Annotated in this window: 24 protein-coding genes; 17 read left to right on the top strand and 7 right to left on the bottom strand. The window is 73.5% G+C overall.

Annotated features, from left to right (window positions below; translation table 11 throughout):
- The first annotated feature begins 186 nt into the window (after positions 1–186).
- From EBN88_RS00710 to dapD, 3 genes are read left to right on the top strand one after another with little or no spacing between them, the layout of a single operon-like run.
- Positions 187–507: a DMT family transporter gene (locus EBN88_RS00710; RefSeq protein ID WP_122181792.1), complete on the top strand. Its 321-nt coding sequence runs from the start codon at positions 187–189 to the stop codon at positions 505–507.
- On the top strand, positions 507–1,100 hold the full coding sequence (locus EBN88_RS00705; RefSeq protein ID WP_122181791.1) for a TetR/AcrR family transcriptional regulator: 594 nt from the start codon (positions 507–509) through the stop codon (positions 1,098–1,100). The genes EBN88_RS00710 and EBN88_RS00705 overlap by 1 nt, the downstream gene beginning before the upstream one ends.
- 10 nt (positions 1,101–1,110) lie before the next feature.
- On the top strand, positions 1,111–2,100 hold the full coding sequence (gene dapD / locus EBN88_RS00700; protein WP_122181790.1) for a 2,3,4,5-tetrahydropyridine-2,6-dicarboxylate N-succinyltransferase: 990 nt from the start codon (positions 1,111–1,113) through the stop codon (positions 2,098–2,100).
- A gap of 472 nt (positions 2,101–2,572) precedes the next feature.
- On the opposite strand, the gene EBN88_RS00695 is transcribed toward dapD, so the two are convergent.
- The gene (locus EBN88_RS00695) at positions 2,573–3,937 is read right to left on the bottom strand and encodes a serine/threonine-protein kinase (protein ID WP_122181789.1); all 1,365 of its coding nucleotides are present in this window, start codon (positions 3,935–3,937) and stop codon (positions 2,573–2,575) included.
- 118 nt (positions 3,938–4,055) lie between these two features.
- On the opposite strand from EBN88_RS00695, the gene EBN88_RS00690 reads away from it, so the two are divergent.
- The gene (locus tag EBN88_RS00690) at positions 4,056–5,180 is read left to right on the top strand and encodes a DNA polymerase III subunit beta family protein (RefSeq protein ID WP_122181788.1); all 1,125 of its coding nucleotides are present in this window, start codon (positions 4,056–4,058) and stop codon (positions 5,178–5,180) included.
- Between the two features lie 7 nt (positions 5,181–5,187).
- Here the strand turns inward: EBN88_RS00690 and dapA are convergent, their stop codons facing one another.
- Together dapA and EBN88_RS00680 are read right to left on the bottom strand one after the other, a co-directional pair.
- Complete coding sequence (dapA, locus tag EBN88_RS00685; protein ID WP_122181787.1) at positions 5,188–6,084, bottom strand: 4-hydroxy-tetrahydrodipicolinate synthase; 897 nt, start codon at positions 6,082–6,084, stop codon at positions 5,188–5,190.
- Positions 6,085–6,182: 98 nt separating this feature from the next.
- Positions 6,183–8,057, bottom strand: coding sequence for an endonuclease/exonuclease/phosphatase family protein (locus tag EBN88_RS00680; RefSeq protein ID WP_407703358.1), 1,875 nt, complete (start codon positions 8,055–8,057; stop codon positions 6,183–6,185).
- Between the two features lie 413 nt (positions 8,058–8,470).
- On the opposite strand from EBN88_RS00680, the gene EBN88_RS00675 reads away from it, so the two are divergent.
- Both EBN88_RS00675 and EBN88_RS00670 read left to right on the top strand, forming a co-directional pair.
- Positions 8,471–10,069, top strand: a complete 1,599-nt coding sequence (locus EBN88_RS00675) for a hypothetical protein (protein WP_122181786.1) — start codon at positions 8,471–8,473, stop codon at positions 10,067–10,069.
- A 294-nt stretch (positions 10,070–10,363) separates the two neighbouring features.
- Positions 10,364–11,251, top strand: a complete 888-nt coding sequence (locus EBN88_RS00670; RefSeq protein ID WP_199742207.1) for an ArsR/SmtB family transcription factor — start codon at positions 10,364–10,366, stop codon at positions 11,249–11,251.
- Here EBN88_RS00670 and EBN88_RS00665 read toward each other — a convergent pair.
- The gene (locus EBN88_RS00665) at positions 11,211–11,762 is read right to left on the bottom strand and encodes a nitroreductase family deazaflavin-dependent oxidoreductase (RefSeq protein ID WP_122181785.1); all 552 of its coding nucleotides are present in this window, start codon (positions 11,760–11,762) and stop codon (positions 11,211–11,213) included. The two genes, EBN88_RS00670 and EBN88_RS00665, sit on opposite strands and share 41 nt — an antisense overlap.
- Positions 11,763–11,913: 151 nt before the next feature.
- On the opposite strand from EBN88_RS00665, the gene EBN88_RS00660 reads away from it, so the two are divergent.
- Positions 11,914–12,348 (top strand): MarR family winged helix-turn-helix transcriptional regulator, encoded by a 435-nt coding sequence (locus EBN88_RS00660; protein WP_122181784.1) that lies wholly within the window; start codon positions 11,914–11,916, stop codon positions 12,346–12,348.
- A gap of 90 nt (positions 12,349–12,438) precedes the next feature.
- Here the strand turns inward: EBN88_RS00660 and EBN88_RS00655 are convergent, their stop codons facing one another.
- Positions 12,439–13,053 carry a TetR/AcrR family transcriptional regulator gene (locus tag EBN88_RS00655; RefSeq protein ID WP_122181783.1) on the bottom strand — a complete coding sequence of 205 codons (615 nt, stop codon included), beginning with the start codon at positions 13,051–13,053 and terminating at the stop codon, positions 12,439–12,441.
- Between the two features lie 396 nt (positions 13,054–13,449).
- On the opposite strand from EBN88_RS00655, the gene EBN88_RS00645 reads away from it, so the two are divergent.
- Both EBN88_RS00645 and EBN88_RS00640 read left to right on the top strand, forming a co-directional pair.
- Positions 13,450–13,803 carry an ArsR/SmtB family transcription factor gene (locus EBN88_RS00645; protein WP_122181781.1) on the top strand — a complete coding sequence of 118 codons (354 nt, stop codon included), beginning with the start codon at positions 13,450–13,452 and terminating at the stop codon, positions 13,801–13,803.
- Positions 13,787–14,425 carry an SRPBCC family protein gene (locus EBN88_RS00640; RefSeq protein WP_122181780.1) on the top strand — a complete coding sequence of 213 codons (639 nt, stop codon included), beginning with the start codon at positions 13,787–13,789 and terminating at the stop codon, positions 14,423–14,425. The genes EBN88_RS00645 and EBN88_RS00640 overlap by 17 nt, the downstream gene beginning before the upstream one ends.
- A gap of 86 nt (positions 14,426–14,511) precedes the next feature.
- Here the strand turns inward: EBN88_RS00640 and EBN88_RS00635 are convergent, their stop codons facing one another.
- Complete coding sequence (locus EBN88_RS00635; RefSeq protein ID WP_122181779.1) at positions 14,512–14,937, bottom strand: Hsp20/alpha crystallin family protein; 426 nt, start codon at positions 14,935–14,937, stop codon at positions 14,512–14,514.
- Between the two features lie 240 nt (positions 14,938–15,177).
- Here EBN88_RS00635 and EBN88_RS00630 point away from each other — a divergent pair, with 240 nt between their 5' ends.
- Positions 15,178–16,146 carry an aminoglycoside phosphotransferase family protein gene (locus tag EBN88_RS00630; protein ID WP_233580354.1) on the top strand — a complete coding sequence of 323 codons (969 nt, stop codon included), beginning with the start codon at positions 15,178–15,180 and terminating at the stop codon, positions 16,144–16,146.
- Positions 16,147–16,241: 95 nt separating this feature from the next.
- Here EBN88_RS00630 and EBN88_RS00625 read toward each other — a convergent pair whose 3' ends face one another.
- Complete coding sequence (locus EBN88_RS00625; RefSeq protein ID WP_122181778.1) at positions 16,242–17,123, bottom strand: sigma-70 family RNA polymerase sigma factor; 882 nt, start codon at positions 17,121–17,123, stop codon at positions 16,242–16,244.
- Between the two features lie 282 nt (positions 17,124–17,405).
- Between EBN88_RS00625 and EBN88_RS00620 the strand changes: the two genes are divergently transcribed.
- From EBN88_RS00620 to EBN88_RS00590, 7 genes are all read left to right on the top strand, one after another.
- Positions 17,406–18,122 carry a GntR family transcriptional regulator gene (locus EBN88_RS00620; protein WP_122181777.1) on the top strand — a complete coding sequence of 239 codons (717 nt, stop codon included), beginning with the start codon at positions 17,406–17,408 and terminating at the stop codon, positions 18,120–18,122.
- Positions 18,119–19,036, top strand: coding sequence for a dihydrodipicolinate synthase family protein (locus EBN88_RS00615; protein WP_122181776.1), 918 nt, complete (start codon positions 18,119–18,121; stop codon positions 19,034–19,036). Before EBN88_RS00620 ends, EBN88_RS00615 begins: the two co-directional genes overlap by 4 nt.
- Positions 19,021–20,841 (top strand): L-arabinonate dehydratase, encoded by a 1,821-nt coding sequence (gene araD / locus EBN88_RS00610; protein WP_122181775.1) that lies wholly within the window; start codon positions 19,021–19,023, stop codon positions 20,839–20,841. The genes EBN88_RS00615 and araD overlap by 16 nt, the downstream gene beginning before the upstream one ends.
- A 117-nt stretch (positions 20,842–20,958) precedes the next feature.
- The gene (locus tag EBN88_RS00605) at positions 20,959–21,885 is read left to right on the top strand and encodes a carbohydrate ABC transporter permease (RefSeq protein WP_122181774.1); all 927 of its coding nucleotides are present in this window, start codon (positions 20,959–20,961) and stop codon (positions 21,883–21,885) included.
- Positions 21,882–22,775 carry a carbohydrate ABC transporter permease gene (locus EBN88_RS00600; protein WP_122181773.1) on the top strand — a complete coding sequence of 298 codons (894 nt, stop codon included), beginning with the start codon at positions 21,882–21,884 and terminating at the stop codon, positions 22,773–22,775. The genes EBN88_RS00605 and EBN88_RS00600 overlap by 4 nt, the downstream gene beginning before the upstream one ends.
- Positions 22,772–23,929 (top strand): Gfo/Idh/MocA family protein, encoded by a 1,158-nt coding sequence (locus tag EBN88_RS00595; protein WP_122181772.1) that lies wholly within the window; start codon positions 22,772–22,774, stop codon positions 23,927–23,929. The genes EBN88_RS00600 and EBN88_RS00595 overlap by 4 nt, the downstream gene beginning before the upstream one ends.
- A 96-nt stretch (positions 23,930–24,025) precedes the next feature.
- The gene (locus EBN88_RS00590) at positions 24,026–25,354 is read left to right on the top strand and encodes an ABC transporter substrate-binding protein (protein ID WP_122181771.1); all 1,329 of its coding nucleotides are present in this window, start codon (positions 24,026–24,028) and stop codon (positions 25,352–25,354) included.
- Positions 25,355–25,429: the final 75 nt, after the last annotated feature.

Here is a 25,429-nt window from a genome sequence, read left to right as displayed (position 1 = left end):
TCCTCTCGCTTGTCCGACAAGCCGTCCGGATCACCCTCGCCGCAGCGGCGTCCCGGCGGCCCACGGCTCCCCGGGCGGGCGGCCCGGCTCACCCGTCCGGAGCCGCTCGAAGCCGGCCAGGGGCCCGCCGGATGTCGATCCCGCCGATGTGTACAGGTGTCCAGAACGCTGTGTACGCTCGTCCATATGGCCTATCTGATCCTGGCCGGCGCGATCCTGCTGGAGATCGCGGCGACCACCCTGATGAAGCTCAGCGACGGCTACACCAGGCTGTGGCCCACGGTCGGCTCGTTGACCGGCTACGTCCTGGCGTTCGCGCTGCTCGCCCAGGCGCTGAAGACCCTCGACGTGGGCACCGCCTACGCGATCTGGGCCGGCGTCGGGACCGCGCTGGTCGCGACCATCGGCATGGTCTTCCTCGACGAGCCGCCGACGCTCGCCAGGATCGCCGGGGTGCTGCTGGTGGTCGCCGGCGTGGTGGTGCTGAACGTCGGCGGGGCCCACTGATGGCGCGCCGCCACGACCCCGAGCGGCGGGAGCGGATCGTGGCCGCCGCCGTGCGGGTGCTGGAACGACGCGGGGTCAACGGGCTGACCCACCGCGCCGTGGCCGCCGAGGCCGACGTTCCGCTCGGCTCCACGACGTACCACTTCGACAGCGGGGACGCGCTGCTGGTCGCGGCGCTGGAGCGGGTGAACGACCAGTGGCTCGCCGCGTTCCGGGACTGGGTCGCGTCGGCCGGCTCGGGGTCCGGCTCGGGCGGTGGGGCGGCCTCGCTCGGCGACCGGGTGGTGGAACTGGTCGACGAGTGGCTCGGCCCCCGCAGGGCGGTGACCGAACTCGTCTACGGGCTCTACCTCGCCGGCCTCGACCGCCCCGTGCTCCGCCCGCTGGCCGCCCACTGCCTCGACGAAATGGTGCGGCTGGCACGGCCGTTGACCGGCGACGCCGCCACCGCGCGGGCGGCCGTCGCGCTGCTCGACGGGCTGCTCATCCAACTGCTGCTCACCGGCCGGCCACACCGCCCGGAGGAGACCAGGGCCGCGCTCGCGCGCCTGCTGGTCGAGACGGGTTCGCAGCCGGACCCCGGTACCGGTTAGCGTCGGAACCATGACCGACGAGACCCCTCGCACCGCAACCGGCGCCGTCGCCGCCGGGCTCGCCACCCTGGCCGCCGACGGCACCGTGCTCGACACCTGGTTCCCCAACCCCGAGCTGACCGAGGAGCCCGGCCCCGCCGGCACCGAACGCCTCACCCCCGAGCGCGCCGCCGTGCTGCTCGGCCCCGACACCCCCGAGGCGCTGGGCCCCGACCCGCGCCGGAACGTCGAGGTGATCGCGGTGCGCACGGTCATCTCCTCGATCGACGACAAGCCGCTCGACGCCCACGACGTCTACCTGCGGCTCCACCTGCTCAGCCACCGGCTGGTCCGGCCGCACGGCCTCAACCTGGACGGGATCTTCGCCCTGTTGGCCAACGTCGCCTGGACCACCATCGGCCCGGTCCCGGCCGCCGAGGTCGGCCGCGCGCAGCTCGCCGCTCGGGCCGCCGGGCAGACGTTCTCCGTGACCAGCGTCGACAAGTTCCCCCGGATGACCGACTACGTGGTGCCCACCGGGGTCCGCATCGGCGACGCCGACCGGGTGCGGCTCGGCGCCCACCTGGCCGCCGGCACCACGGTGATGCACGAGGGCTTCTGCAACTTCAACGCCGGCACCCTCGGCACCTCCATGGTGGAGGGCCGGATCAGCGCGGGCGTCGTCGTCGGCGACGGCTCCGACATCGGCGGTGGCGCCTCGATCATGGGCACCCTCTCCGGCGGCGGCAAGCAGACCATCTCCATCGGGGAACGCTGCCTGCTGGGCGCGCAGGCCGGCCTCGGCATCTCGTTGGGGAACGACTGCATCGTGGAGGCGGGGCTGTACCTCACGGCCGGCACCCGGGTCACGCTGCCCGACGGGGACGTGGTCAAGGCGCTGGAACTGTCCGGCGCGCACAACCTGCTGTTCCGGCGCCACTCGACGACCGGCACGGTCCAGGCGCTGACCCGCACCGGCAGCTGGGGCGGGTTGAACGCGGCGCTGCACTCCCACAACTGACGCTCCGCTGGGTTCCGGAGGCGCCCCGCGCCCGGGTGGCGGCGCCGCCCGGGCCGCCCACCGGGCGCGGGGCGCGGGGCGCGGGGTGGGGTGGTGCGGGTTGGGGGTTGGTGGAGGAGGGAGTGTCTGGCAAGTCTGGCGAAGTGAGGAAAATCCGGCTCGGTCGTTGAAAGAACCGCAGGTCACGAACCGTGGTCCCCGCAGGCGCGGGGGTGTTCCCCGCTGGCGCGCCATCGCCAGCGTCAAGAAGCGCTGCTCCCCGCGGGCGCGGGGATGTCCCCACGGTCTGCTCGTCCGGCTCCGGCCGCCCAGCTTGCACCCCGCACCAGCGAAGCCGCTCCCCGGCCTCGGTTCGCTTTGCGCGTGGGGGTGGCGCTGCCGCGTACCACCCGTTCTGCCCGCAGGGGATGTCCGGCCTGAACCCGCCAGGGGGGCGTTGCCGCTGGCCCCCCAGGGCCAGCGGCTTCGGTGGTCAGGGGGCGCGCCAGAGGGTCAGGGTGAGGGTGATGTGGGGGCCGGGGGCGGGGTGGGTGAGGGTGATGAGGGCCACGTGGCCGGCGCGGGTGCGGACGCAGAGGCGGTCGCCTGGGGTGAAGGAGTTCAGCGGCAGCGCCACCGTGGGGGAGTCCTGCGCGCGGCAGGACTCCGCCGTGGGGGCGGCGTTCGCGGGGAGTCGGACCAGTTCGTTGCCCTCGGCGGTGCGGAGCAGGGGCTCTTCGCCGCCGGTGAAGTAGCGCAGGTCGATCTGGTGCGCGTTGGAGGCGTTCGACGCGCGGGGCGTCACGGGGTCCTCGCCGAGGAAGAGGTGGTCGCCGGCGGGGAGTTCGATCGTGCCGTACTCCTCGCCGGCCGGGGGCCGCTCGTCGTTCGGGAGGAGGAGGTGGCCGCCCGAGGCGAGGAGGGCCAGCGCGCCGGCGAGCAGGGCGAGTTGGCGGCGGCGGGGGCGGCGCGGGGTGGGTGGGGTCGGTGGCAGCCAGTCGGGGCTCCGGCTCAGGGGGCCCGTTCCCGGCGCGAGTTCCTGGCAGGCGGCGATGACCTCGGCGGGTGTGGGGCGGGCCGTCGGGTCCTTGGCCAGGCAGCGTTCGACCAGGGGCAGCAGCGGTTCGGGAACGCCGTCCAGGGACGGCTGTTCGTGAACGATCCGGTAGAGCACCCCGTGCGCGGTGCCCTCCCCGAACGCCGGTCGCCCCGTGGCCGCGAAGACCGTCAGCTGGCCGAGCGAGAAGATGTCGCTGGCCGCCACCACCGGCCTGCCCAACGCCTGTTCGGGCGCCATGAAGGTGGGGGTGCCGACCACCGAACCGCCGCGTGTCAGCGCCGTGGCGTCGGCGGCCCTGGCGATCCCGAAGTCGATGACGCGGGGCCCGTCGGCGGACAGCAGGACGTTGGCCGGCTTGAGGTCGCGGTGCACGACCCCCGCGCCGTGGATCGCGCCCAGCGCCTCCGCCACCCCGGCCACCAGCAACAGCAGTGGGGGGAACGGGAGTCCGCCGTGTCGGTTCACAACGTCGGCCAGCGAGGTACCCGGGACATAGGCCGTCGCCAGCCAGGGCGTCGCCGCCTCGGGGTCGCCGTCGAGGACCGGCGCCGTGCACAGCGCCGGCACGCGCCGGGCCGCCGCCACCTCGTGCCGGAACCGGGCCCGGAACGCCGGGTCCTCCGCGAACTCCGCGCGGATCACCTTGACCGCCACCGGCCGACCGCCCGGCGTGTGGGAGAGGTACACCCGCCCCATCCCGCCCGAGCCGAGCCGCGCGGCCAGCCGGTACCCGCCCACCGTCGTCGGGTCGTCCGGCCCCAGCGGCTCGCCGACCTCGCCGAACTCCGCACCCCGCATGACGTTCACCGTTCCCCCGCGTCGCGTCTGGCGGCCTGGACCCTACCCGAAGCGCGGCGGTCCCCGCCGGGCGCTGTGGCTTGACCCTCGACCTGCTTCAGGGCGCAGAGTGAGCGGCGTGGAGAGCGAACGGTTGGGCATCGGCGAGGTCGCCAGGGCGAGTGGGTTGCCGGTGAGCGCGCTGCGGTTCTACGACGGGGCCGGCGTGTTGGTGCCGGCGGTGGTCGACCGGGGGACCGGCTACCGGCGTTACGACCGGGAGCAGGTGGCCGAGGCGCGGCTGGTGGCGGTGTTGCGCCGGGTGGGGATGCCGCTGGCGGACATCAGGCTGGCTCTGGCCGGCCGGGCCGGTGGAGACCCGACGCTGCCGGTGCGGCTGCTCGCGGCTCATGTCCGCCGCCTGGAACGGGGCGTGGCCGAGGCCAGGTCCGAACTCTCCCGACTGCGCGGCACCGTCGAGAAGAACGAGCACACCGGGAAGAAGGAGAACGCCATGACCACGAGTGAGTCCCGAGTGGTGACGCTGACGCTGGCGGGGGCGGAACTGGCCGCCGCCTTGGACGCGGTGCGGTTCGCCGTCGGGCACGACCCGGAACTCCCGGCGCTCGCCGGGGTGTTGTTCGACGTCGAGGACGGCACGCTGCGGCTGGTCGCCACCGACCGCTACCGGCTGGCCGTGGCCGGGGTGCCGCTGTCGGCGCGCGGCGACCGGGCGCGGGCGCTGGTGGCGACGCCGGTGGTGGACGCGATGCGGGCGCTGCTCACGGGGGCCGCCTGGCCGGCGCGGCTGACGGTGCGGCCCGTGGATGTCGCGCTGGAGGTCGGTGGCCGGGTGGCGTCGGGCCCCGCCGTCGACGAGACGTATCCCGACTACCGCCGGCTGGTCGGCGGGGCCGCCGGCCGCAGGGTGGTCGTGGACGCGGCGGCGCTGCGCGCCGAGGTGGCGGCCGGCCCGGTGCGGGAGGAGCGGCGCGGAACGGACGGCGCGCGCCGCGCGGTGAGCGTGCTCACCCTCACGGCGGACGGCGCGCTGCGGCCGGGCGAGGGCGAGGGGCAACGGGTAGCCGTGGACCGGGAGTTCCTCACCGAGGCGCTGGCCGCGCTGGCCTCGGACCGGGCGGAGGTGGAGATCGCGGGCCCCAGCGCGCCGCTGACGTTCCGCCCTGAAAGCACGGGCCCGGGGGGCGGCCGCGCCGAGCGGATGTCGCTGTTGATGCCCGTGGCGTTGGAGGGCCTCGACTGACGCCGGGTCACTCCTCGGCGACCGCCGCGCGGAGCGCGCCGGCCAGGAGGGTGGTCAACGCGGGGTCGGCCGGCAGCAGCGGGGGGCGGACCGGGCCGCCGGGGAGGCCGGCGGCCCGGAAGAGGGCCTTGACCGCGACCGTGCCGGGCCCGTGCCCGGTCAGCGCCGCGACCAGCGGCAGCAGCGCCCGGTGGCGGCGGCCGGCCGTCTCCAACTCGCCGGCGGCGCACGCGTCCAGCACCGCCCTGACCTGCGTGCCCACCACGTTGGCCGCCGTGCTGACCACCCCGCTGGCGCCGATCGACAGCAGCGGCAGGTTCAGCTCGTCGCTGCCCGCGTAGTAGGCGAGGTCCGTCTCGGCGAGCGCCCGGCCGGCCTTGAGGAGGTCGAAGGAGCAGTCCTTGACGGCGACGATCCGGGGGTGCTCGGCCAGCCGGCGCAGGGTGTCGAGGGTCAACGCGGTGCCCTCGCCGGTCCGCGCGGGGATGTCGTAGAGCATCACCGGCAGCTCGGTGGCGTCGGCGACGGTCAGCAGATGCCGGGCGATCGCCTCCTGGGTGGGCCGCGAGTAGTAGGGCGTGACCACCAACAGGCCGTCCGCGCCGGCCTGTTGGGCGGAGCGCGCCAGTTCGATCGTGTGCCGGGTGTCGGCCGTTCCGACGCCGGCGACCACCAGCGCGTCGCCGCCGACCGCGCCCCTGACCGCCCGGAGCAGGGTCGCCTTCTCGGCGTCGCTGGTGGTCGGCGACTCGCCGGTGGTGCCGTTGACCACCAGCGCGTCGCAGCCGCCCCGGCGGACCAGGTGGGCGGCCAGCCTCTCGGCGCCCGCCGGGTCGAGGGCGCCGTCCTCGGTGAAGGGTGTGATCATCGCCGCCGCACAGCGGCCCAGGGGTCCCGAACGCATGGCACGGAGTCTGAGCCCCCGGGGCCCCTCCGGTCCACTTCGATGTTCTGCGCGGCATCGTTCAGCGTTGCTTACCGGTGGCGGAGGGGCGGGCGGCCTCAGGGGCGGAAGCGCAGCACCTGCGGGTCGTGGTCGCTGGCCTGGTCGGCGAACTCGGCGTTGATGTGCACGATGTCCAACTCGTAGCGGCGGATCGCCGGCGAGACCAGCGTCTGGTCCAACACCTGCGACTGCCCGTCGAAGACATAGGTGTAACGCTCCCGCGCCGGCAGCGAGTTGAGCGCGTTCTCCAGCAGCCCGTCGGCGGTCAGCGCCTCGGCCGTCGCCGAGAACGTGAAGTCGTTGAGGTCGCCCAGCACCACCACGTTCGCCGGCCGCCGCACGCCCCGGGCGTCGCGGGTCTCCCGGACGAAGTCCGCGACCGCCCGCGCCTGCGCCACGCGCTGCCGCTCCGAACTGCGGTTCGGCGGCTGAAAACGGCCGTGCGTCGGCTGATCGCCGCCCTTGGACGCGAAGTGGTTGGCCACCACCAGCACCGTCTCGCCCCGGAAGGTGAACTCCCCGACCAGCGGCTTGCGGCTGTCCGTCCAGGCCGCGTCGTCCGGCGCGATCCGCCCGGGGGAGTGGCTCAACGTGGCCTCCCCGCGCCGCGCCACCACCTCGGTCGCCGTCGTCGCGTCCCCGCCCGGGCGGTCGACGAAGGAGACCCGTTCCGGGTTGAAGAGCAGCACCGTGCGGATGTTGCCGCCGGGCTGCCCGCCGTCGGCGCCGTCGACGGGGTCGATTCCGCGCCACTCGTAGGCCGGCCCGCCGGCGGCGACCACGGCCTCGGTGAACAGGCGCAGCGTCTCCCCGGCGGACACCGTCCCGTCGTCCGTCGGCCCGCTGTCGTCCTGGATCTCCTCGACGGCGAGGATGTCGGGCGCCGCGAGGTTGTCGACCACGGCCGTCGCCAGCCGCTCGAACTTCTCGGCCGGGTCACCGGGGTTGAGATTCTCGACGTTGTACGCCGCCACCGCCAGCTCCCCGCGCCGCTGGGGCCTGGTCGACTCCCGCTCCAGGCCGCCGTCGACGACCTCGCCCAACTCCCGTGCGGCCAGGGTGTATCCGCCGAACTCGTCGTAGTCCAGCGGGCCCGTGGTGCGCCCGCCGAGCAGGTCGCCCACGTTGGCCTCGGGGAACGGCCGCTCGGCGAACGGGATCAGTGACTCGACCTTCAGGCGCCCCGGGTTGTGCGCCTCGTAGGAGGCGTAGCGGGTGCCGCCGCGCGGCGTCGGGTGGTCCTGCGGCCGCAGCGTCACCCACAGTTCGCCGTACGCGGTGCTCGGGCCCACGACCGGCGCGTCGGCGACCGAGACCGCCATGCCCTCAAGCGACTCGTAGAGGTCCAGCACATGGCGGCGCGGGTTCAGCGGCAGCCCCTCGATGCTGCCTCCGGCCGCCTCCTCACCGGCCGGCGCATAGCGGCGCGGCAGCGTGTCGCCCGTCAACTCCACCGGCGCCGGCAGCTCGTTGCCCGAGGAGACCACCGTCACCTCGGGCCCGGTCAGCTGGGTGACCGACTGCCCGCCGCGTTCGGCGCCGCCCGGGTAGTACTCGCCGACGGTGCCGGCGACCTCCACCGCGTCGCCGACCGCGACCGTCGGCGCCTCGCCGGTGTAGACGAAGAGACCCTCGCTGGTCGCCGGGTTGCCGTCGCCCACCGGGTCCTGTATCCAGAAGCCCCGCGAGCCGAAGGCCCGCACCCCGGTGACCACGCCCGTCACCCCGGTGACCCGCTCGCCGACCAGCGGCGAGAGCCGGGTGTCGCCCTGGATCTCGGCCACCCGCACCCCGTCGGACCCGGCCGCCGAACTCGGCCAGGCCAGCAGCGGAACGCACAGCCCGCCCGCCACGGCGGCGGCCAACACGACGGCCCCGCGCGGCGGTTGGCGGAACGGACGGTCGCGGTCGGCTGGTCGAGTGGACTTCACGGGACACCCTCCTGGGGAGACGGCATGGGCCGCCGCGACGGGACGGGCGGCGGCGGCGCGCAACGGCCGGGAGCGGCCCGGCGGCACGCCAACGCTACGCGGGTAACGCCGTGCTGGGCAGGGCTTCCGCCACACGTCAACCAACTGTTAACCCACGGGTGAGCACGGTGCCGGCACGGTGACGTCGACGCCCCGCCCCGTTCCCGTTCGCGTGGCCGAGCGGCTCCGTTCCGGCGCCGGAGAGAAACGTGCGGGGGAACGTCCAGGTGAACGTCCGGGAGAACGAGCGAGGCACGAGGAGCGGAACTCGCGGGATGCGCCACGGCCGGCCGCCGATCCCGTCTACGCTGGTGACCTGCCCGACCGCCCCGACCGCCGGCGGGAAGCCACCCGCCCGAGGAGTCTGTTTCACCATGTCGCTCGACCCCAAGGACGACCGTCCCATGATGCCGCCCGTACGGCTGCCGTCCGAGGCCGAGTTGGCCCGGCAGGCGCTCGCCTCGCCGCTGTTCTCCCGCGCCCTGCGGCTCGCCGGCTGGGCCGGCGAGGGCGTTCCGGTGGGCGCCGGCGGCGAGTTGCTGAGCCCCCGCCTCGCCGAGGCGATCGAGGAACTCGGCCTGGGCGACGCCCCGGAGGGCGAGGCGGAGACCGTCGAGGCGTGGAACTTCGCGGTGGACTCCGGCCTGGTCACCGTCACCGAGACCGAGGACGACGAGGAACTCGCCGAGGACGGCGGGGCCGACTCCGATGACCGCGCCGAGGCCGACGACGACGAGCCCCTGGCGATCGGGGACGACGCGGCCGTCGGCCTCGCGGCGCGCGCCCCGGAGTTGGCCGACCTGGCCGAGGGCCACCCCGAGGAGATCCTCGACGTGTGGGGCGAGGGCCTTGAGGCCGTGCTCGCCGACGTGGCCACGCCCAGCTTCGAGGAGCTGCTGGGCGAGGATCTCGCCGGGCTCTTCGACGAGAACGGCCAACTCGCCCCCGACGCCATCGACCTGGACGCCCTGGAGTGGGACGCGGAGGCCGAGTCCGGGCTGCTGGACAGCGTGCTGGGCCACCTCTATCTGCTGGGCGTCACCGACGAGGAGGGCCAGGGCGTCACCCCGTTGCCGCTGCCCATGCTGGCCGCCGCCGTGCTGTTGCCCGACGAGACCGAGGAGTTGACCGACGAGGCGCTGGCCGACGTCTCCGCGCTGGTCGTCCGGCTGGACGAGTGGTTCCCAGTGCTGGCCGGGACCGGGATCGTGGAGTACCGGCCGATCGATGACGAGGTGCTGGGCGACGACGGGGAGGACGGGGCGCCCGAGGGCTTCGAGGACATCGGCGACGCCGACGTGGACGACCTGGCCCGCTACGGCCAGGTGCGGTTGACCCCGCTGGGCTTCCACGGTGTGCGCGGCCGGATGGCGGCGGCCGGCGTCGCGGTGCCGGCGGTCGGCGACCTGGCCGGGGCGCCGGCCGGCGCGCTGCTCGACGCCCTCACCGAACGCGCGCCGTCGGACGCGACCGAGGAGGCCCAGCTGTGGCTGGGCGAGCGCGAACCGGTCGCCGCCGCACGGGAGTTGCTGGTGGCCGCGCGGGGCGACGACCCGGCGGGCCCGGCCCGCAGGCTCGGCTGCCAGCTGGCCTTGGCGCTGCTGGGCGCCGAGGCGGAGCCGGCGCTGCGCGAGGTGCTGGACGACGCGGAGTTGGGCGGCCTCGCCCGCGTCTGGCTGGTGGAGCGGAGCGCGGCGGACGTGCCGCCGCCGCCGGAGGAGATGGTCTTCTGGCTGACCATCGACACCCTCGCCGCCCAACTCGGCACCGTGGCCGACGAGGAGAGCGTTCCGGAGCTGCGGGAGCTGGTCACCGGCCTGGTGGACCAGCACAGCGCCTTCCTCGACCGCGCCTGGCGCACCGAACACCCGGCCACCGCCGAGGTGTTGGAGGCCGTGGGGCGGATGCACCCGGACCGGCAGCTGGCCAAGCAGGCCCGCAAGGCGGCGTTCAAGGCGCGCTCCCGGGCCTGAGCCGCCGCGTCCGTTCCCGTCGCGCCGTTCCCGTTCCGGCCGGCCCGCTCCCGTTGCCGTTCCGGGGGGAAGGTCCCTCTGGTGGGGGCCTGTCCGGCCCCTGGGGGGATCGACGGATTTGTGCTTCACTGGGTGCCCGTGAGTGTCGCGCATCGGGGGGTGTGCAGTGCTGCGTGTCCATTTCACGGGCGAGGATCTGGGGCGGACCCGCCTGGCCGAGGCGTCGCCGCTGTGGGAGACGGTGTTGAGCCTCCACCGCTTCCAACGGCGGGACGGCGGCCCGTTGGTGCGCTCGTGGCGGCGTCGGGTGCGGGCCGACTGCCGCCCGACTGGCGGCTGTTGGCGACGCTGGTGCCGCCCCGGGGGTACTTCCCCGACTTCCTGACCCCCTCCGTTCCCGACCGCGACGTCCGGGCGGCCGTCGAGCGGGTGGCCGGGACGCCGCGCCGGGAGCTGCGGCGGGATCTCGAACCGCTCGACGCGCGCCGGGCGCGGGCGCCGTTCGCGCAGGCGCTCTGGCGGGGCGCGCCCGGCGCCGCCGAACGGCTCGGCACCGCGCTGACCGCCTACCACGCGGCGGCGATCGCCCCGTCCTGGGAACGGATCGAGGCGCAGACGGCAGGCGACCGTTCCCGGCGGGCCTCGGCGTTGCTCGCCGACGGCGTGGAGGGGCTGCTGCGCACGCTGCCGCCCGCGCTGCGCTGGCGCCCGCCGGCCCTTGAGGTGGACTATCCGGTCGACCAGGACCTGGTGTTGGGCGGCCGGGGGCTGCTGCTCGTGCCCTCGTTCTTCTGCCTGGAGACCGGGATCACGCTGCTGAACGAGCACCACGCCCCGACGCTGGTCTACCCGGTGGAGCACCGGCCGCCGGACGACCTCGCGGTGCCGGAGGGCGAGGAGGAGTGCCACCGGGTGTCGCTGGCCGCGCTGCTCGGGCACACCAGGGCCGCCGTGCTCCAGGCGCTGGAGGTGAACGGGACGACCGGCGAACTGGCCCACCGCGTCGGGGTGTTGCCCTCGTCGGCGAGCCAGCACCTGGGCGTGCTGCGCAGGGCGGGGCTGGTGCGCACCGTGCGGCGCGGCCGCACCGCGTTCCACACCCGCACGCCGATGGGCGCCGCGCTCGCCGAGCGCGGCTGGGTCAGGGAGCCGGAGCTGGGCCCGTCTCGCCGAGCCCGTTGAGCCCGTTGAGCCCGCCGGGTTCCCGGCGCTCCAGGACGACCAGCGGGAGCGGGCGTTCGGTGGCGTTCTGGTAGGTGTCGTAGAGCGGGAAGATCTCCGTCATCAGCGCCCAGAGCGGGGCCTTCTCCCGTCGGTCGGCGGTGCGCGCGAGGGCGGTGAAGCGTTCGGCGCCGACCTGGACGCCGACCTCGGGGTGGGCGACGAGGTTGAGGTACCAGGCGGGGTGGCGGGGGGAGCCGCCGTTGGAGGCGACGAGCAGATAGCGGCCCTCGTGCTCCCCGTAGATCAGCGCGGTCCTGCGCAGCAGGCTTGAGCGGCGACCCCGGGTGGTCAGCAGCAGGGTGTTCCAGCCCTGGTAACGGTGGCCCTTCCGGCCGTCCGTGGCGAGATAGCCGCGCACATGGTTGGCGACCCAGCCGACGGGGCTGTCGCTGACCGGCTCGGCGGCGGGGTCGAGGGGGCGTTCGGAGGTCCGCTCGGGGTGCTGTTCGGAGGTCTGTCCAGAGGTCATGGTGCGCGCTCCTCGGTGCTCGGGCCCGTGCTCGTCCCGGGCCCTTGGCACTATCGAAGGTTGAGTGAGTCAAGTAGTTGGGGTGAGACTAGATCAAAAGCTTGAGTTCCTCAACGGTTGAGTTGGTGAAGTAAGGGGCTAGCATGAGGCCATGAGCCAGGAGAGCGATCCGCTGACGCCCGAGCTGGCGCGGCTGGTTCTACAGGTCGCCGACCGGCTGCGGGCCGAGTTCCGGCGGGCCGCCGGCCGCCTCGAACTGCCCGTCGCCCAGGCGGCGTTGCTGGCCAGGCTGGAGGAGCCGACGCCGATGCGCTCGCTGGCCGAGGTGCTGTCCTGCGACGCCTCCCATGTGACCGGGATCGTGGACGGCCTGGAGCGGCGCGGCCTGGTCGAACGGCGCGCCGCCCCGAAGGACCGCAGGGTCAAGCTGGTGGCGCTGACCGATGAGGGCTGCCGCCGCAGGGCCGAGCTGGGCGAGAGCTATCGGTCCGGCATCGCGCCGGTCCTCGCCCTGCCGGAGGAGGAACGGCGGGCGCTCCACGAGTCGCTCGGCCGGGTGGTGGCCGGCCTCGACGAGGCGCGCTGAAGCCCGCGCCGGGCGCGCGCCGGGAGGTGGCGCGCCAGGCGCGTTCTCGGGCCGGCGCGCCGGGGGCGCGGCTACGAGCGGGAGCGTCGGCTACCGAGCCGGGAGCGCGGCGCCGACCAGCGCGCTGGCCGCCTCCGTCACGGCCCGGGCCGCGCCCGACTCCTCCGCGATGGCGTTGCTGACGATGGCGCCCTCGTGGAGGGCCAGCAGCTGGACGGAGAGCGTCCGCGCGGTCGGCTCGGCGATCCCGGCCTCGACGATCCGGTCGTGGAAGAACTCCCGCAGCCACTTCTTCTCGGTCCTGATCACCTGGTTCCCCGGGTGGTCGCGCTCGGGCAGCTCGGCGAAGGCGTTCACGAAGCTGCATCCCCGGTCGGACTCGGTCAGCCACTCGGGCAGGACGGCGAACGGCGTCAACACCCGCCGCAGCGGGTCCCCTTCCTCCTTGTCCTCCTTGGCCAGGCGGTCGGCGATGAGTTCACGCCATCGGCGGTCCCTGGTCTCCAGGTAGATGCGCAGCAGGTTGTCCTTGGAGCCGAAGCGGTTGTAGAGCGTGCGCTTGGTGACGCCCGACTCGGCGGCGATGGTGTCCACCCCGACGGCGTGGATTCCGCGCCGGTAGAACAGCTCGGAGGCCACCTCCAGGATGCGCTGCGCGCCCGGTGTCAGCTCCAGCGGGTCCACCTCGGATGAGTCCGTCGGCATGGCGTGTAATCCCCTTGCATTTACAGATCTGTATACCTACTCTGGATCCAGCTTTACAGACCAGTATAGGAGGAGGCCGTGATGCGTCGCGTCATAGGGCAACTGCCCAGGTCGTTCAGGGATTTCGCGGAGGGGGTGCACGCCGGGCACGGCATCCGGCACGGTGTCTCCCGGTCGCCCGGCAGGGGTCGGCCGGCCCCGGGCGCGGGGTCGGTGGCCGTGTCGTCGTCCCGGGTCGAGCGGAGTGGTGAGGTCGCCGCTTCGGTTGACGCCTGAGGCCCGTGCGCGGTGACCCACGGGGCCGCCCCCGGCCGGGGGCGGCCCCGTTCTCTCTGTCCTCGTTCCGACCTCGCCTAAGTTCTGGCTTATATAAGCAGAACTTGTAGGGTGGTCGCCATGCACGCTCTGGATGTGCTGGGCGACCCGGTCCGGCGGCGGATACTCGAACTCCTCGCCGAGGGCGAGCGACCCGCCGGCGCCGTCACCGAGGTCGTCCGGGCCGAGTTCGGCATCTCCCAGCCGGCCGTCTCCCAACACCTCCGCGTCCTGCGCGAGTCGGGCTTCGCCACCGTTCGCCCCGAGGGCGCGCGCCGGCTCTACGCGGTGGCGCCCGACCGGTTCCGCGAGGTGGACGCCTGGCTGGAACGCTTCGGCCGGTTCTGGGAGCAACGGCTGGACGCGCTGGGCACCGAGCTGGCCCGAGGCAAGCGAGACGCGAGAAGGAAGGCCGACGATGGCGGACTTCATTGACGACATCAACGCCGTCCACCGCGAGGTGGGCCGGCGCCGCATCCCCGCCGGGGACGGCCACACGGTGGTGCTCAGCCGCCGCTACGAGGCCACCCTGGAGGACGTCTGGAACGCCTGCACCACCCCGGAACGCCTGGCGCGCTGGCTGGCGCCGGTCACCGGGGACCTCCGCGAGGGCGGCAGCTACCAGCTGGAGGGGAACGCCGGCGGCAAGATCCTCGCCTGCGAACGCCCGCACCTGCTCAGGGTGACCTGGGTCTACGGCGAGAACGTGACGGAGGCCGACGTCTCCGAGGTCACCCTCAAACTGTCGGCCGAGGACTACGGGGCGACCCGGCTGACGCTGGAGCACGCGTCGGTCGGCGACCCGGAGTTCTGGGAACGGTACGGGCCCGGGGCCACCGGCATCGGCTGGGACCTGTCCCTGCTGGGGCTCGCCCTCCATCTGGCCGGCGAGCCGCTGCCCGACAAGGAGAAGTTCCACACCGCGCCCGAGGGGCGAGGCTTTGTGACGGATGTCAGTCAGCGTTGGCGCGCGGCGCATGTCGCCTCGGGCGCGCCGGCCGAGGCGGCGGAGCGGGCCGCCGCGGCGACGGCGGCCTTCTTCGCGCCGGAGGGCTGAACGCGCCCGCTGCGCTGGCCCGTTGGGCGGGCGCGGTCCCGGGCCTCGGCGGGCCGGCCGCCGGGGGCCGGCCCGCCCGTGTGGGGTCAGCCGCGCAGGGCCTTGGGGCGCTTCCCGCCGGAGATGGCGATCTTGCGGGGCTTGGCCTGCTCGGCCACCGGGATGCGGAGGCGCAGCACGCCGCTGTCATAGCTGGCGTCGATCCGGTCGGTGTCCAGGGTCTCGCCGAGGAACAGCTGCCTGCTGAACGTGCCCACCGGGCGCTCGGCGATCACCGGCTCGGTGCCCTCGCCGGCGCTGGGGCGCCGCTCGGCCCTGACGGTCAGCACATTGCGCTCGATGTCGAGGTCGATGGACTCCGGCTCGACTCCCGGCAGGTCCAGCTCGACGACGAAGGTGTCTCCGTCGCGGTACGCGTCCATCGGCATCGCCGCCGGCTTGGCCGCCGTCCCGAACACCTGCTGCGTGAGCCGGTCCAACTCCCGGAAGGGATCGGTACGCATGAGCATCATCGGTCACTCCTCCCGTGTCGACAGGGTGTGTGTCGCGTCTCTTCTTATATAGCCGATCGGCAGCAAAGTTGCCAAGTCTCGGCTCAACTTTCCTGACCGAGGGGAGAGGTGGCGGGCGAGTGGGCGCCGAGAGTCGTGGAGGGTGTCTGTCAGTGGCGGCCTCTAGGGTGTGGGCTGACGGTGGGGGCGGGCCGGACGGGCGGGCGGTCCGGCCGGGAACGACAGGGAGGGGAGCGGCAGTTGACCGGGACGAACGGCGGGGCGGGCGGCGAGGGGGCCGGGATCGGGCCGGTGCCCGAGCGTTTCCCCGCCGACGAGGGGCTGGTGCGGCGGCTGCTGGCCGCCCAGTTCCCCGCGTGGGCGGCGCTGCCGGTGCGCCGGGTGGCGGACGAGGGCTGGGACAACCGCACGTTCCGGCTGGGTGAGGAGCTGGTGGTGCGGCTGCCGAGCGCCGCGCCCTATGCGCTCGCCGTCGCCAAGGAGCACCGCTGGCTGCCGGTGCTGGCGCGACGGCTGCCGCAGCCGGTGCCCGTCCCGCTCGCCGGGGGCGGTCCTGGCGAGGGATATCCGCACCCGTGGTCGGTCTACCGCTGGCTGCCGGGGGAGCCGGCGAGCCGCTCCGCGCCGGCGGACCCGACGCGGTTCGCCGTCGATCTCGCCGCCTTCCTGGCGGCGCTGCGCGAGGTCGATCCGGCCGGAGGGCCGGCCCCGGGGCGGCACAACTGGTTCCGGGGCGGCCCGTTGACCACCTACGACGGTCAGGTGCGGGACGCCCTCCGCGCCCTGGAGGGGCGGCCGACCGGCGGGTGGTTGGACGTCGGGGAGGCGGAGCGGATCTGGCGGGCGGCGCTCGACGCCGCCTGGGACGGGCGGCCCGCCTGGTTCCACGGCGATGTCGCCCCGGGGAACCTGCTGGTGGAGGGCGGCGCGCTCGCCGGCGTGATCGACTTCGGCACCTGCGGCGTCGGGGACCCGGCCTGCGATCTGGCGATCGCCTGGACCCTGTTCTCCGGGGACTCACGCGCCGCCTTCCGCGCGCGGCTCGGGGGCGCCGTCGCCGAGGGCGCCTGGGCGCGGGGGCGCGGCTGGGCCCTGTGGAAGGCGCTCGTCGACCACGCCTCGGCGCTCGCCGGGGGCGACGAGCGCGCCGCCGCCGGCACAAGGGGGGTGATCGAGGCGGTCGTTGACGAGCACCGGCACCCCGCGTGACGCGGCGGCGGACGCCGTGGTGCGGCGGGGCCTCCAGCGCCGGAGGCGTCCCGGCGCGGCCCCGCGTTCCTCCCGCCGTCCCTCCGCGCGCCACCCTAGACCGGCCGCAGTCCCAGGGCGTCGATCCGCTCGGGGTCGGCCAGGACGGTCATCGCCACGATCCGGCCGCCGGACACGGTGAACGACGCGACGGAGGTCACCCGGCCCCCGGTCACGCCGATCGCGCCGGGGCCGCCGTTGACCAGCAGCGAACGGCTGCCGCTGGTCATCCGGGCGAAGGCCAACGCCCCGCCGGCCACCGCGCGCGCCCCGCGCAGCACGGTGCCGGGCCGCCCCGGGCCGTCGTCCGACCTGAGCACCACCTCCGGGTCCAACACCGCCATCAGCCCCTCCAGGTCCCCGCCGGCGGCGGCGGTCAGAAAGGCGTCCACGACGCGGCGTTGGGTGGGCAGGTCGGTGTCCGAGGGCGGCGCGGCGCCCCGGACCCGCCGCCTGGCCCGGCTGGCGAGCTGCCGGGTCGCCGGAACGCCGCGGCCGATGAGCGGGGCGATGTCGTCGAAGGGCAGCGAGAACAGGTCGTGCAGGACGAACGCCAGCCGCTCGGCCGGGTTGAGCGTCTCCAGCACGACCATCAGGGCGAGGCTGACCGAGTCGGCCAGCAGCGCCCGTTCCTCGGGATCGCCGGTGCCCATCCCGTCGGGCCCGTCCACCACGGGGTCCGGCACATGGCCGTCGAGCGGCTGCTCGCCGCGCCGCGTCCGCGAGCGCAGCATGGTGAGGCAGACCCGCCCGACGACCGTGGTCAGCCAGCCGCCGAGGTTGTCCACGCCCTCCCGCCCGGTGCGGCTGAGCTTCAGCCACGCCTCCTGCACGGCGTCGTCCGCCTCGCTCAGGGAGCCCAACATCCGGTAGGCCACGGCCCGCAGTCGGGGTCGGTGCTCCTCGAAACGCTCGGCCAGATACTCGCGTTCGTTCATGGGCGACTTTTCTCTCGCTCGACGGGGGTCACAGAGATGACGCACCGGGGCGTCCCGATGTGACACGCCGGGACGACAGGGCGGCCCGACCCGCCTGGGCGTCCCGCCGGCGGCACCCGGAACCGGTTCCGAACTCCTCGTTCCGTCCGATCCGTTGACGCCGGCCCGGTCGGGTCCTACCGTTCGTCGGACCGCGCGTCGTACGCCATATGTCATATACGAGATGCCATATGCGAGCGTCGAACCCCGAGATGAGACCCGAGAACCGAGGGCCAAACCCGCATGAAAGCACCACTGTCCGGCGCCGCCCCGGTGCCCATTCCCTCCCGGACGCAGTTCGTCCTGGAGCATCTGACGCACGCGATCCTGACCGGTGGGCTGGCGCCGGGGACCGCGCTGGTCGAGACCGAACTGGCCGCGCGGTTCGGGGTGTCGAAGACCCCGGTGAGGGAGGCGCTCAAGACGCTGGCCGGTCGTGGGCTGGTGGTGATGAGCGAGTACCGGGGCGCGGCCGTCCGGGCCGTGGACGCCGACATGGCGCGCGCCGTCTACGACGTGCGGCTGCTCCTGGAGCCGGAGGCGCTGCGGCGCACCGTGCGGGACGGCGCCGCGCTGGCCGCCGCGCACACCGCGCTGGGCCGGGCCGACGAGGCCGAGGACAGCGCGGAACGCTCCCTGGCGAACCGGGACTTCCACCGCGCGCTCTATCTGCCGTGCGGCAACCCGCTGTTGGTGCGGATGCTGGACGACCTGCGGGACCAGGCCGCGCTGGTGTCGTCGTTCGTCTGGCAGACCCTGCCCAGCTGGGAGCGGGAGGCCGAGGAGCACCGGCTGATCCTGGCCGCCGCCGAGGGCGGCGAGGCCGACCGGGCGGGGGAGCTGCTGGCCGCGCACATCAGGGGCTTCGTCGAGCGGGCGTTCCCTGCGGGGGAGACCGTCGAGGGCGCGGAAACCGGCGACGAGACCACCGACACGGGCGAGAGGAAGGCGTCGGCATGACCGACTTCGCGCCGCAGCGAGCGGCGTTGGCGGATGTGGTGGCGATTCCGGTCACCCCGTTTACCGAGAATGACCAACTGGATCAGGAGAGTTACCGCACGCTGATCCGTCGTCTTCTCGTGTCCGGCGTGCAAGCGCTTACCCCCAACGGCAACACCAGCGAGTTCTACGCCCTCACCCCCGAGGAGCGGCGGATCGAGGTCGAGTTGACGCTCGCCGAGGTCGGCGCCGCCGGCTCCGACGCCCAGATCCTCGTCGGGGTCGGCCAGGACGTGCCGTCGGCCGTCGCCTCGGCGCTGGAGGCGCGCGCCGCCGGGGCGCGGATGGTGATGGTGCACCAACCGGTCCACCCCTATGTGTCGTTGGACGGCTGGGTGGACTACCACCGCGCGATCGCCGAGGCCGTCCCCGACCTGGGCGTGGTGCCCTATCTGCGGAATCCCGCGATCGACGGCGCCGCCATCGCCCGGCTGGGCGCCGCCTGCCCCAATGTGATCGGCGTCAAGTACGCGGTGCCCGACGTCGTGCGCTTCGCCTCCGTGGCCAGGGACGCCGGCCTCGACCGCTTCGTGTGGGTGGCCGGGCTGGCGGAGCTGTGGGCGCCGAGCTACTTCGCCTCGGGCGCCACCGGCTTCACCTCGGGGCTGGTCAACGTGGCGCCCGAGGTCTCCCTGGCCATGCGGGACGCGCTGCGCGCCGGCGACCACCCGGCCGCGATGCGGGTGTGGGAGCTGATCCGCCCGTTCGAGGAACTGCGCGCCGAGCGGCAGTCGGCCAACAACGTGACCGTGGTCAAGGAGGCGCTGGCCGCGCTGGGCCTGTGCCGCCGCGACATCCGCCCGCCCAGCACGGTGCTGCCGCCGGCCGAACGGGAGCGCGTCGCGACGATGGTGAAGGGATGGGAGCTGCCGTGACCGAGAAACACCCGACGGGCTCCGCGCCGGAGCCGACCACCGGGCGGGACCGGGCGGCCGACCAGGACGGGACGGCCGAACGGCGGCTGACGAGCGAGGAGTTGCGCAGCCACCGCTGGTGGGGCACCGAGGGCCTGCGCTCGTTCAGCCACCGGGCGCGCACCCGGCAGCTCGGCTATCTCCCCGAGGAGCACCTCGGCAAGCCGGTGATCGCGATCGTGAACACCTGGTCCGATATCAACCCCTGCCACCAGCACCTCCGCGAACGGGCCGAGGCCGTCAAGCGCGGGGTGTGGCAGGCCGGCGGCTTCCCGTTGGAGTTCCCGGTCGCGACGCTCTCCGAGACGTTCCAGAAGCCGACCCCGATGCTCTACCGCAACCTGCTGTCGATGGAGACCGAGGAACTCCTGCGGTCCTATCCGGTGGACGGCGCGGTGCTGTTGGGCGGCTGCGACAAGACGACGCCGGCGCTGCTGATGGGCGCGGCCAGCGCCGACCTGCCGGCGGTCCTCGTTCCGGCCGGGCCGATGCTGCGCGGCCACTGGCGCGGGGAGACCCTGGGCTCAGGCACCGACATGTGGAAGTACTGGGACGAGCGGCGCGCCGGACGGATCGGCGACGCGGAGCTGGCCGAACTGGAGTGCGGCCTGGCGCGTTCCCCCGGCACCTGCATGACCATGGGCACCGCCTCCACCATGGCCTCGGTGGCCGAGGTGCTCGGCGTGACCATGCCGGGCGCGGCGGCCATCCCCGCCGTGGACTCCTCGCACAGCAGGATGGCGGCCGCCGCCGGCCGGCGGATCGTCGAACTGGTGTGGACCGACGCCCGGTTGTCCCGCTTCCTGACCGCCGACGCCTACCGGGACGCGGTGGCGACCGTGCTGGCGCTGGGCGGCTCGACCAACGCCGTCATCCATCTGATCGCGATGGCCGGCCGCTCCCGGGTGCCGCTGGAGCTGGCGGACTTCGACCGGATCGCCCGCGAGGTGCCGGTGCTCGCCGACATCAGGCCGGGCGGCCGGTTCCTGATGGAGGACTTCTACTACGCCGGTGGCCTGCCCGCGCTGCTGGCCCGGCTCGGCGAGGACCATCTCCACCTGGACCGGCCGACCGTGGCGCACGCCACGCTCCGCGAGCAGCTGGCCGGCGCGGCCACCCACGACACCGAGGTCATCCGCACCCTGGACCAACCCCTCGCCGAACAGGGCGGGTTGGCGGTCCTGCGGGGCAACCTGGCGCCCGACGGCGCGGTGATCAAGCACATCTCGGCCGAGCCCAGGCTGCTCAAGCACACCGGCCCGGCCGTGGTCTTCGACGACTACCGCACCATGCAGGCCACCATCAACGAGCCGGCCCTGGAGATCACCCCGGACAGCGTGCTGGTGCTGCGCGGCGCCGGCCCGCTGGGCGGCCCCGGGATGCCCGAGTACGGGATGCTGCCCATCCCCGACTACCTGTTGAAGCAGGGCGTCACGGACATGGTGCGGCTCTCCGACGCCCGGATGAGCGGCACCAGCTACGGCGCCTGCGTGCTGCACATCGCCCCCGAGTCCCATGTCGGCGGCCCCCTCGCGCTGGTCAACGACGGCGACCTGATCACCCTCGACGTCGCCGCGCGCACCCTGCGCCTCGAGGTCGACGACGCCGAGCTGGAACGCCGCCGCGCCGCCTGGCGCCCGCCCGAGCCGCGCTACGGCCGAGGCTTCGGCGCGCTCTACCAGGAGCACATCACCCAGGCCGACACCGGCTGCGACTTCGCCTTCCTCTCCCGCGAGGGAGAGGTCCCCGAGCCCCACGCGGGCTGAGTGGCCTCCGGATCGCCCCGATCCGCGCCAGTTTCCAACCGACCAGGGGTCCCACCGACCCCCTCGCGGGAGCGCTTCCACACCGCGCGCCCGCCCGTCGAGAACGGAGAAGCGGTCATGGCCGACGCCGCGACGGAACGGACCCGGCCGAGGCGCCGCCGCGCCGGACGTTCCCCACGTTCGCTGCCCTATGTGCTGCTCGCGCCCGCCGGGCTGTTGATGCTGGGATTCATCGCGTATCCCATGTTCAGCGTCCTCTACTACAGCCTCCAGGACTACAACGTCACCAAACCCTGGCGGAACGGCTTCGCCGGCCTGGAGAACTTCCGGGAGATCTTCACCGACGACCCGTTCTTCTGGGAGACGCTGGCCTTCAGCGCCCAGTGGGTCTTTGTCGAGGTCTCGCTCCAGCTGGTCTTCGGACTGGCACTGGCGCTGATCATCAACCAGACCTTTGTCGGCAGGGCCGCCGCCCGCGCGTTGGTCTTCTCGCCCTGGGCGGTCTCCGGGGTGCTCACCAGCACCATCTGGATTCTGCTCTACAACCCCTCGACCGGTCTGAGCCGCTATCTCGCGGACGCCGGAATAGGCGAGTACGGAACGTCGGTGCTGTCCAACACCGGAACCGTCTTCTGGGGCGCGGTGATCGCCGAACTCTGGCGCGGCGTGCCGTTCTTCGCGATTCTGATCCTCGCCGACCTCCAGTCCGTCTCCAAGGACCTCTACGAGGCGGCCTCGGTGGACGGCGCCAGCCGGGTGCGCCAGTTCTTCCACATCACCCTGCCGCACCTGCGCGACGCCATCGTGCTCTCCACGCTGCTGCGCGCCGTCTGGGAGTTCAACAACGTGGACCTGCTCTACACGTTGACCAACGGCGGCCCGGCCGGCCAGACCACCACGCTGCCGCTCTATGTCGCGCAGACCGGAATCCACGGAAACGAGTTCGGCTATGCGGCGGCGCTCACCACGGTGGCCTTCGTGATCCTGCTGTTCTGCTCCATTCTCTATCTGCGTCTGAGCAAGTTCGGAGGCGACGACAAGTGACCGCCGCACTCACCACGCCGCAGCCGGCGCTCGACGCGCCCCCCGCACCGCCCGGCGACTCCAGGAAACGTCGCCGCTCCTACGACGAGCCGCCGCGCTGGCAGATCTACGTTCCGCTCGGCGTGTACCTGCTGTTCACGCTGGTCCCCTTCTACTGGATGCTGCTGTTCGCGCTCCGCGAGCCGGGCTCCGACTCCCTGGTGCCCTGGCCGATCACCGGCGAGCACTTCGCCAAGGTGTGGAACGAACGCGGCTTCGACACCTACTTCGTCAACAGCATGTATGTGGGCATCGCCTCGATGCTGATGACGCTGCTGGTCGCGCTCTCCGGCGGCTATGCGCTGGCCCGGTTCAGGTTCCGGCTGAAGATGCCGTTCATGCTGGCGCTGCTCTGCTCGCAGTTCATTCCCGGGGCGCTGATGCTGGTGCCGCTCTTCGAGATCTTCCGGGAACTCCAGCTGCTCAACTCGCTGTGGTCCGTGATCCTCGCCGAGACCGTCTTCCAGCTGCCGCTGTCGATGATCCTGATCAGCGGGTTCATCAGGAACGTGCCACCCAGCCTGGAGGAACAGGCGTGGGTGGACGGCTGCACCCGGCTGCGGGCGTTCCTCGCCGTGGTGCTGCCGCTGCTGCGCCCCGGGCTGGTCGCCGTCGGCTCGTTCGCTTTCGTGCACAGCTGGAACCACTTCCTGTTCGCGCTGATGTTCCTCAACTCCCAGGACAGGCAGACGATTCCGGTCGGGCTCAACACCCTCCTCGGCTCCGACAGCGTGGACCTGGGGGCGCTGGCGGCCGGCGGCGTGGTGGCCGCCGTGCCGGTGGTGATCGTCTTCGCGTTCATCCAGCGCTGGTTGATCACCGGCTTCAGCGCGGGGGCGGTCAAGGGATGAACGAGCCCGTCACGGTGGTGCTGGCCGGGGCCAGGGGACACGGCCACTGGCACCTGGCCAACCTTCGCCGGCTCACGGCGGCCGGCCTGGTGCGGCTGGTCGGCGTCTGCGAGCTGACCCCGCTGGCCGACGAGGAACTGGCCGGCCTCGGGAAGCCCGAGCAGTCACCCGACCTGCCCGCCCTGCTGGAGCGCACCGGCGCCGAGGTCGCCATCGTCTGCACCCCCATCCACACCCACGCCGAGCTGGGCCTGGCCGCCGCCGCCCGGGGCGTCCACCTGCTGCTGGAGAAGCCGCCCACCCCCTCGCTGGCCGCGTTCCGGCAGCTGACCGACGGCATCCAACGGGCCGGCACCGCCTGCCAGATCGGCTTCCAGTCGCTGGGCTCGGGCGCCATCGAGCACATCAGGCAGCTGGTGCGGGACGGCGTCATCGGCCGGGTCACCGGACTGGGCGCCGCCGGCGCGTGGGTGCGCGACGAGGCGTACTGGGGGCGCGCGCCGTGGGGCGGGCTGCGCCGGCTCGACGGGCGCGACGTGGTGGACGGCGTGCTGACCAACCCGCTGGCGCACGCCGTCGCCACCGCCCTGCGCATCGCGGGCGCCGACCGCGCCGAGGACCTGGCCGCGATCGACCTGGAGCTGTACCGGGTCAACGCCATCGACGCCGACGACACCTCCTGCGCCCGGCTGCGCACCGCCGACGGCACCGAGCTGGTCACCGCCGTGACGCTCTGCGCCGAACGGCCGGGCGAGCCCTATGTGGTGGTGCACGGCGAGGCCGGCCGGATCACGTTCTGGTACAAGGAGGACCGGGTGCGGCTGGAGCGCCCGGGCCGCGACCCGGTGGTCACCGAGCACCCCCGCACCGACCTGCTGGCCAACCTGGTCGCCCATCTCCGCGAAGGCGCCGAGCTGTTGGTGCCGCCCGAGCGCACCGGCGGCTTCATGCGGCTGGTCGAGGCGGTGCGCACCGCGCCCGACCCGGTGGCCCTCTCGCCCGCGCACTGGCACGAGGAACGCACCGCCGCCGGCGTCCGCCGGGTGCTGCGCGGCATCGACCGGCTGACCGCCGAGGGCGCCGAGCGGCTCGCCCTCTACTCCGAGTTGGGCGCCCCCTGGGCCGCCGCCCCCGGCCGCCCGCGCCCCACCTGAGGACGACGGCCCGCGCCGCCTCCCGGCCGCCGCCAGACCCCCGCAAGCACCCCCATGAACAACCGCACACGCAACCACCTTCACCGAGGAGCACCGATGAGAACACAGCGGACCCGGGGCGCCATCGTCGCCGCCACCGGGCTTGTCCTGGCCCTGACCGCGACCGCGTGCGGGGACGACGGCACCTCCTCCGGAGCCGAGGGCGACGGCACCGGAAAGATCGTCTTCTGGGACAACAACGGCGGCGCCCGCACCGAGATCTGGAACGAGATCATCGACGCCTTCCACGAGGAGCACCCCGACATCGAGGTGCAGTACGTGGGCGTCCCGATCGCCGACGTCCAGTCCAAGTACGACGCCGCCATCCAGGGCGGCGGCGACGGGCTGCCCGACGTGGGCGGCGTCTCCACCTCCTACCTGGCCAACCTCGTCGCCCAGGGCGCCCTCGACCCGGTGGACGACCGCCTCGCCGAGAGCGGACTTGAGGAGCAGCTCATCCCCAACATGCTCCAGAGCGTGCGCTCCACCGTCGGCGACGGCGAGGAGGCGTACTCCGTGCCGACCTCCGCCAACCAGGGCGTGATCTGGTTCCGCACCGACCTCTTCGACGAGGCCGGGCTGGAACCCCCCACCACCTGGGAGAACTTCTTCACCGCCGCCGAGGCCCTGACCGACCGCGCCAACAACGCGTTCGGCTTCACCCTCAGGGGCGGCGAGGGCTCCATCGCCCAGGCCCTGGACATGATGTACGCCCAGTCCGGCATCGACAGCTTCTGGGACGGCGACCAGACCACGGTCAACGACCCGGCCAACGTCGAGGCGTTGCAGAACTACGTGGACCTGTACAACCGCGTCACGCCCGAGGCCGACCTCAACAGCGACTTCACCAACATGGTCGCCACGTTCACCGGCGGCACCGTCGGGATGCTCCAGCACAACCTGGGCTCCTACGGCGACCACACCGCCGCCTTCGGTGAGGGCGTCGTCGACGGGCTGCCGATGCCGACCTCCGAGGAGGGCGGCGGCCGCACCTTCGTCTCCAACCCGGTGGACGGCCTGGGCCTCTTCCGCTCCAGCGACAACAAGGAGGCGGCCTGGACCTTCATCGAGTTCGCCCTCTCCCACGAGATGAACAGCCGCTGGAACGAGTCCGCCGGCCAGATACCGTCCAACACCGCCGTGCTGGACGACCCGTGGATCGCCGAGGCGCCGCCCACCCAGGCCGCGGTCGAGGCGCTCAACGACGAGAACACCACCATCGTGCAGCTGCCCTACTACCTGCCCGACTGGAACGACATCACCAAGTCCGGCAGCGAGCCCAACTTCCAGCGGCTGTTGCTGGGCGAGATGACCGCCCAGGAGTTCGCCGACGACCTGGCCGAGCAGCTCAACGAGGCGCAGGCGGAGTGGCTGGAACAGCGCTGACCCCGTGAACGGGCGGGGCGCCGGGGCCGGCCGCTCCAGGGCCGGGCCCCCCCAACCCCCCCCCCCCCCCCCCCG

It is taken from the genome of Streptomyces triticirhizae, from assembly GCF_003696235.1.
Taxonomy (GTDB): domain Bacteria; phylum Actinomycetota; class Actinomycetes; order Streptomycetales; family Streptomycetaceae; genus Streptomyces; species Streptomyces triticirhizae.
This window is presented reverse-complemented; position numbering and strand designations above follow the sequence as displayed.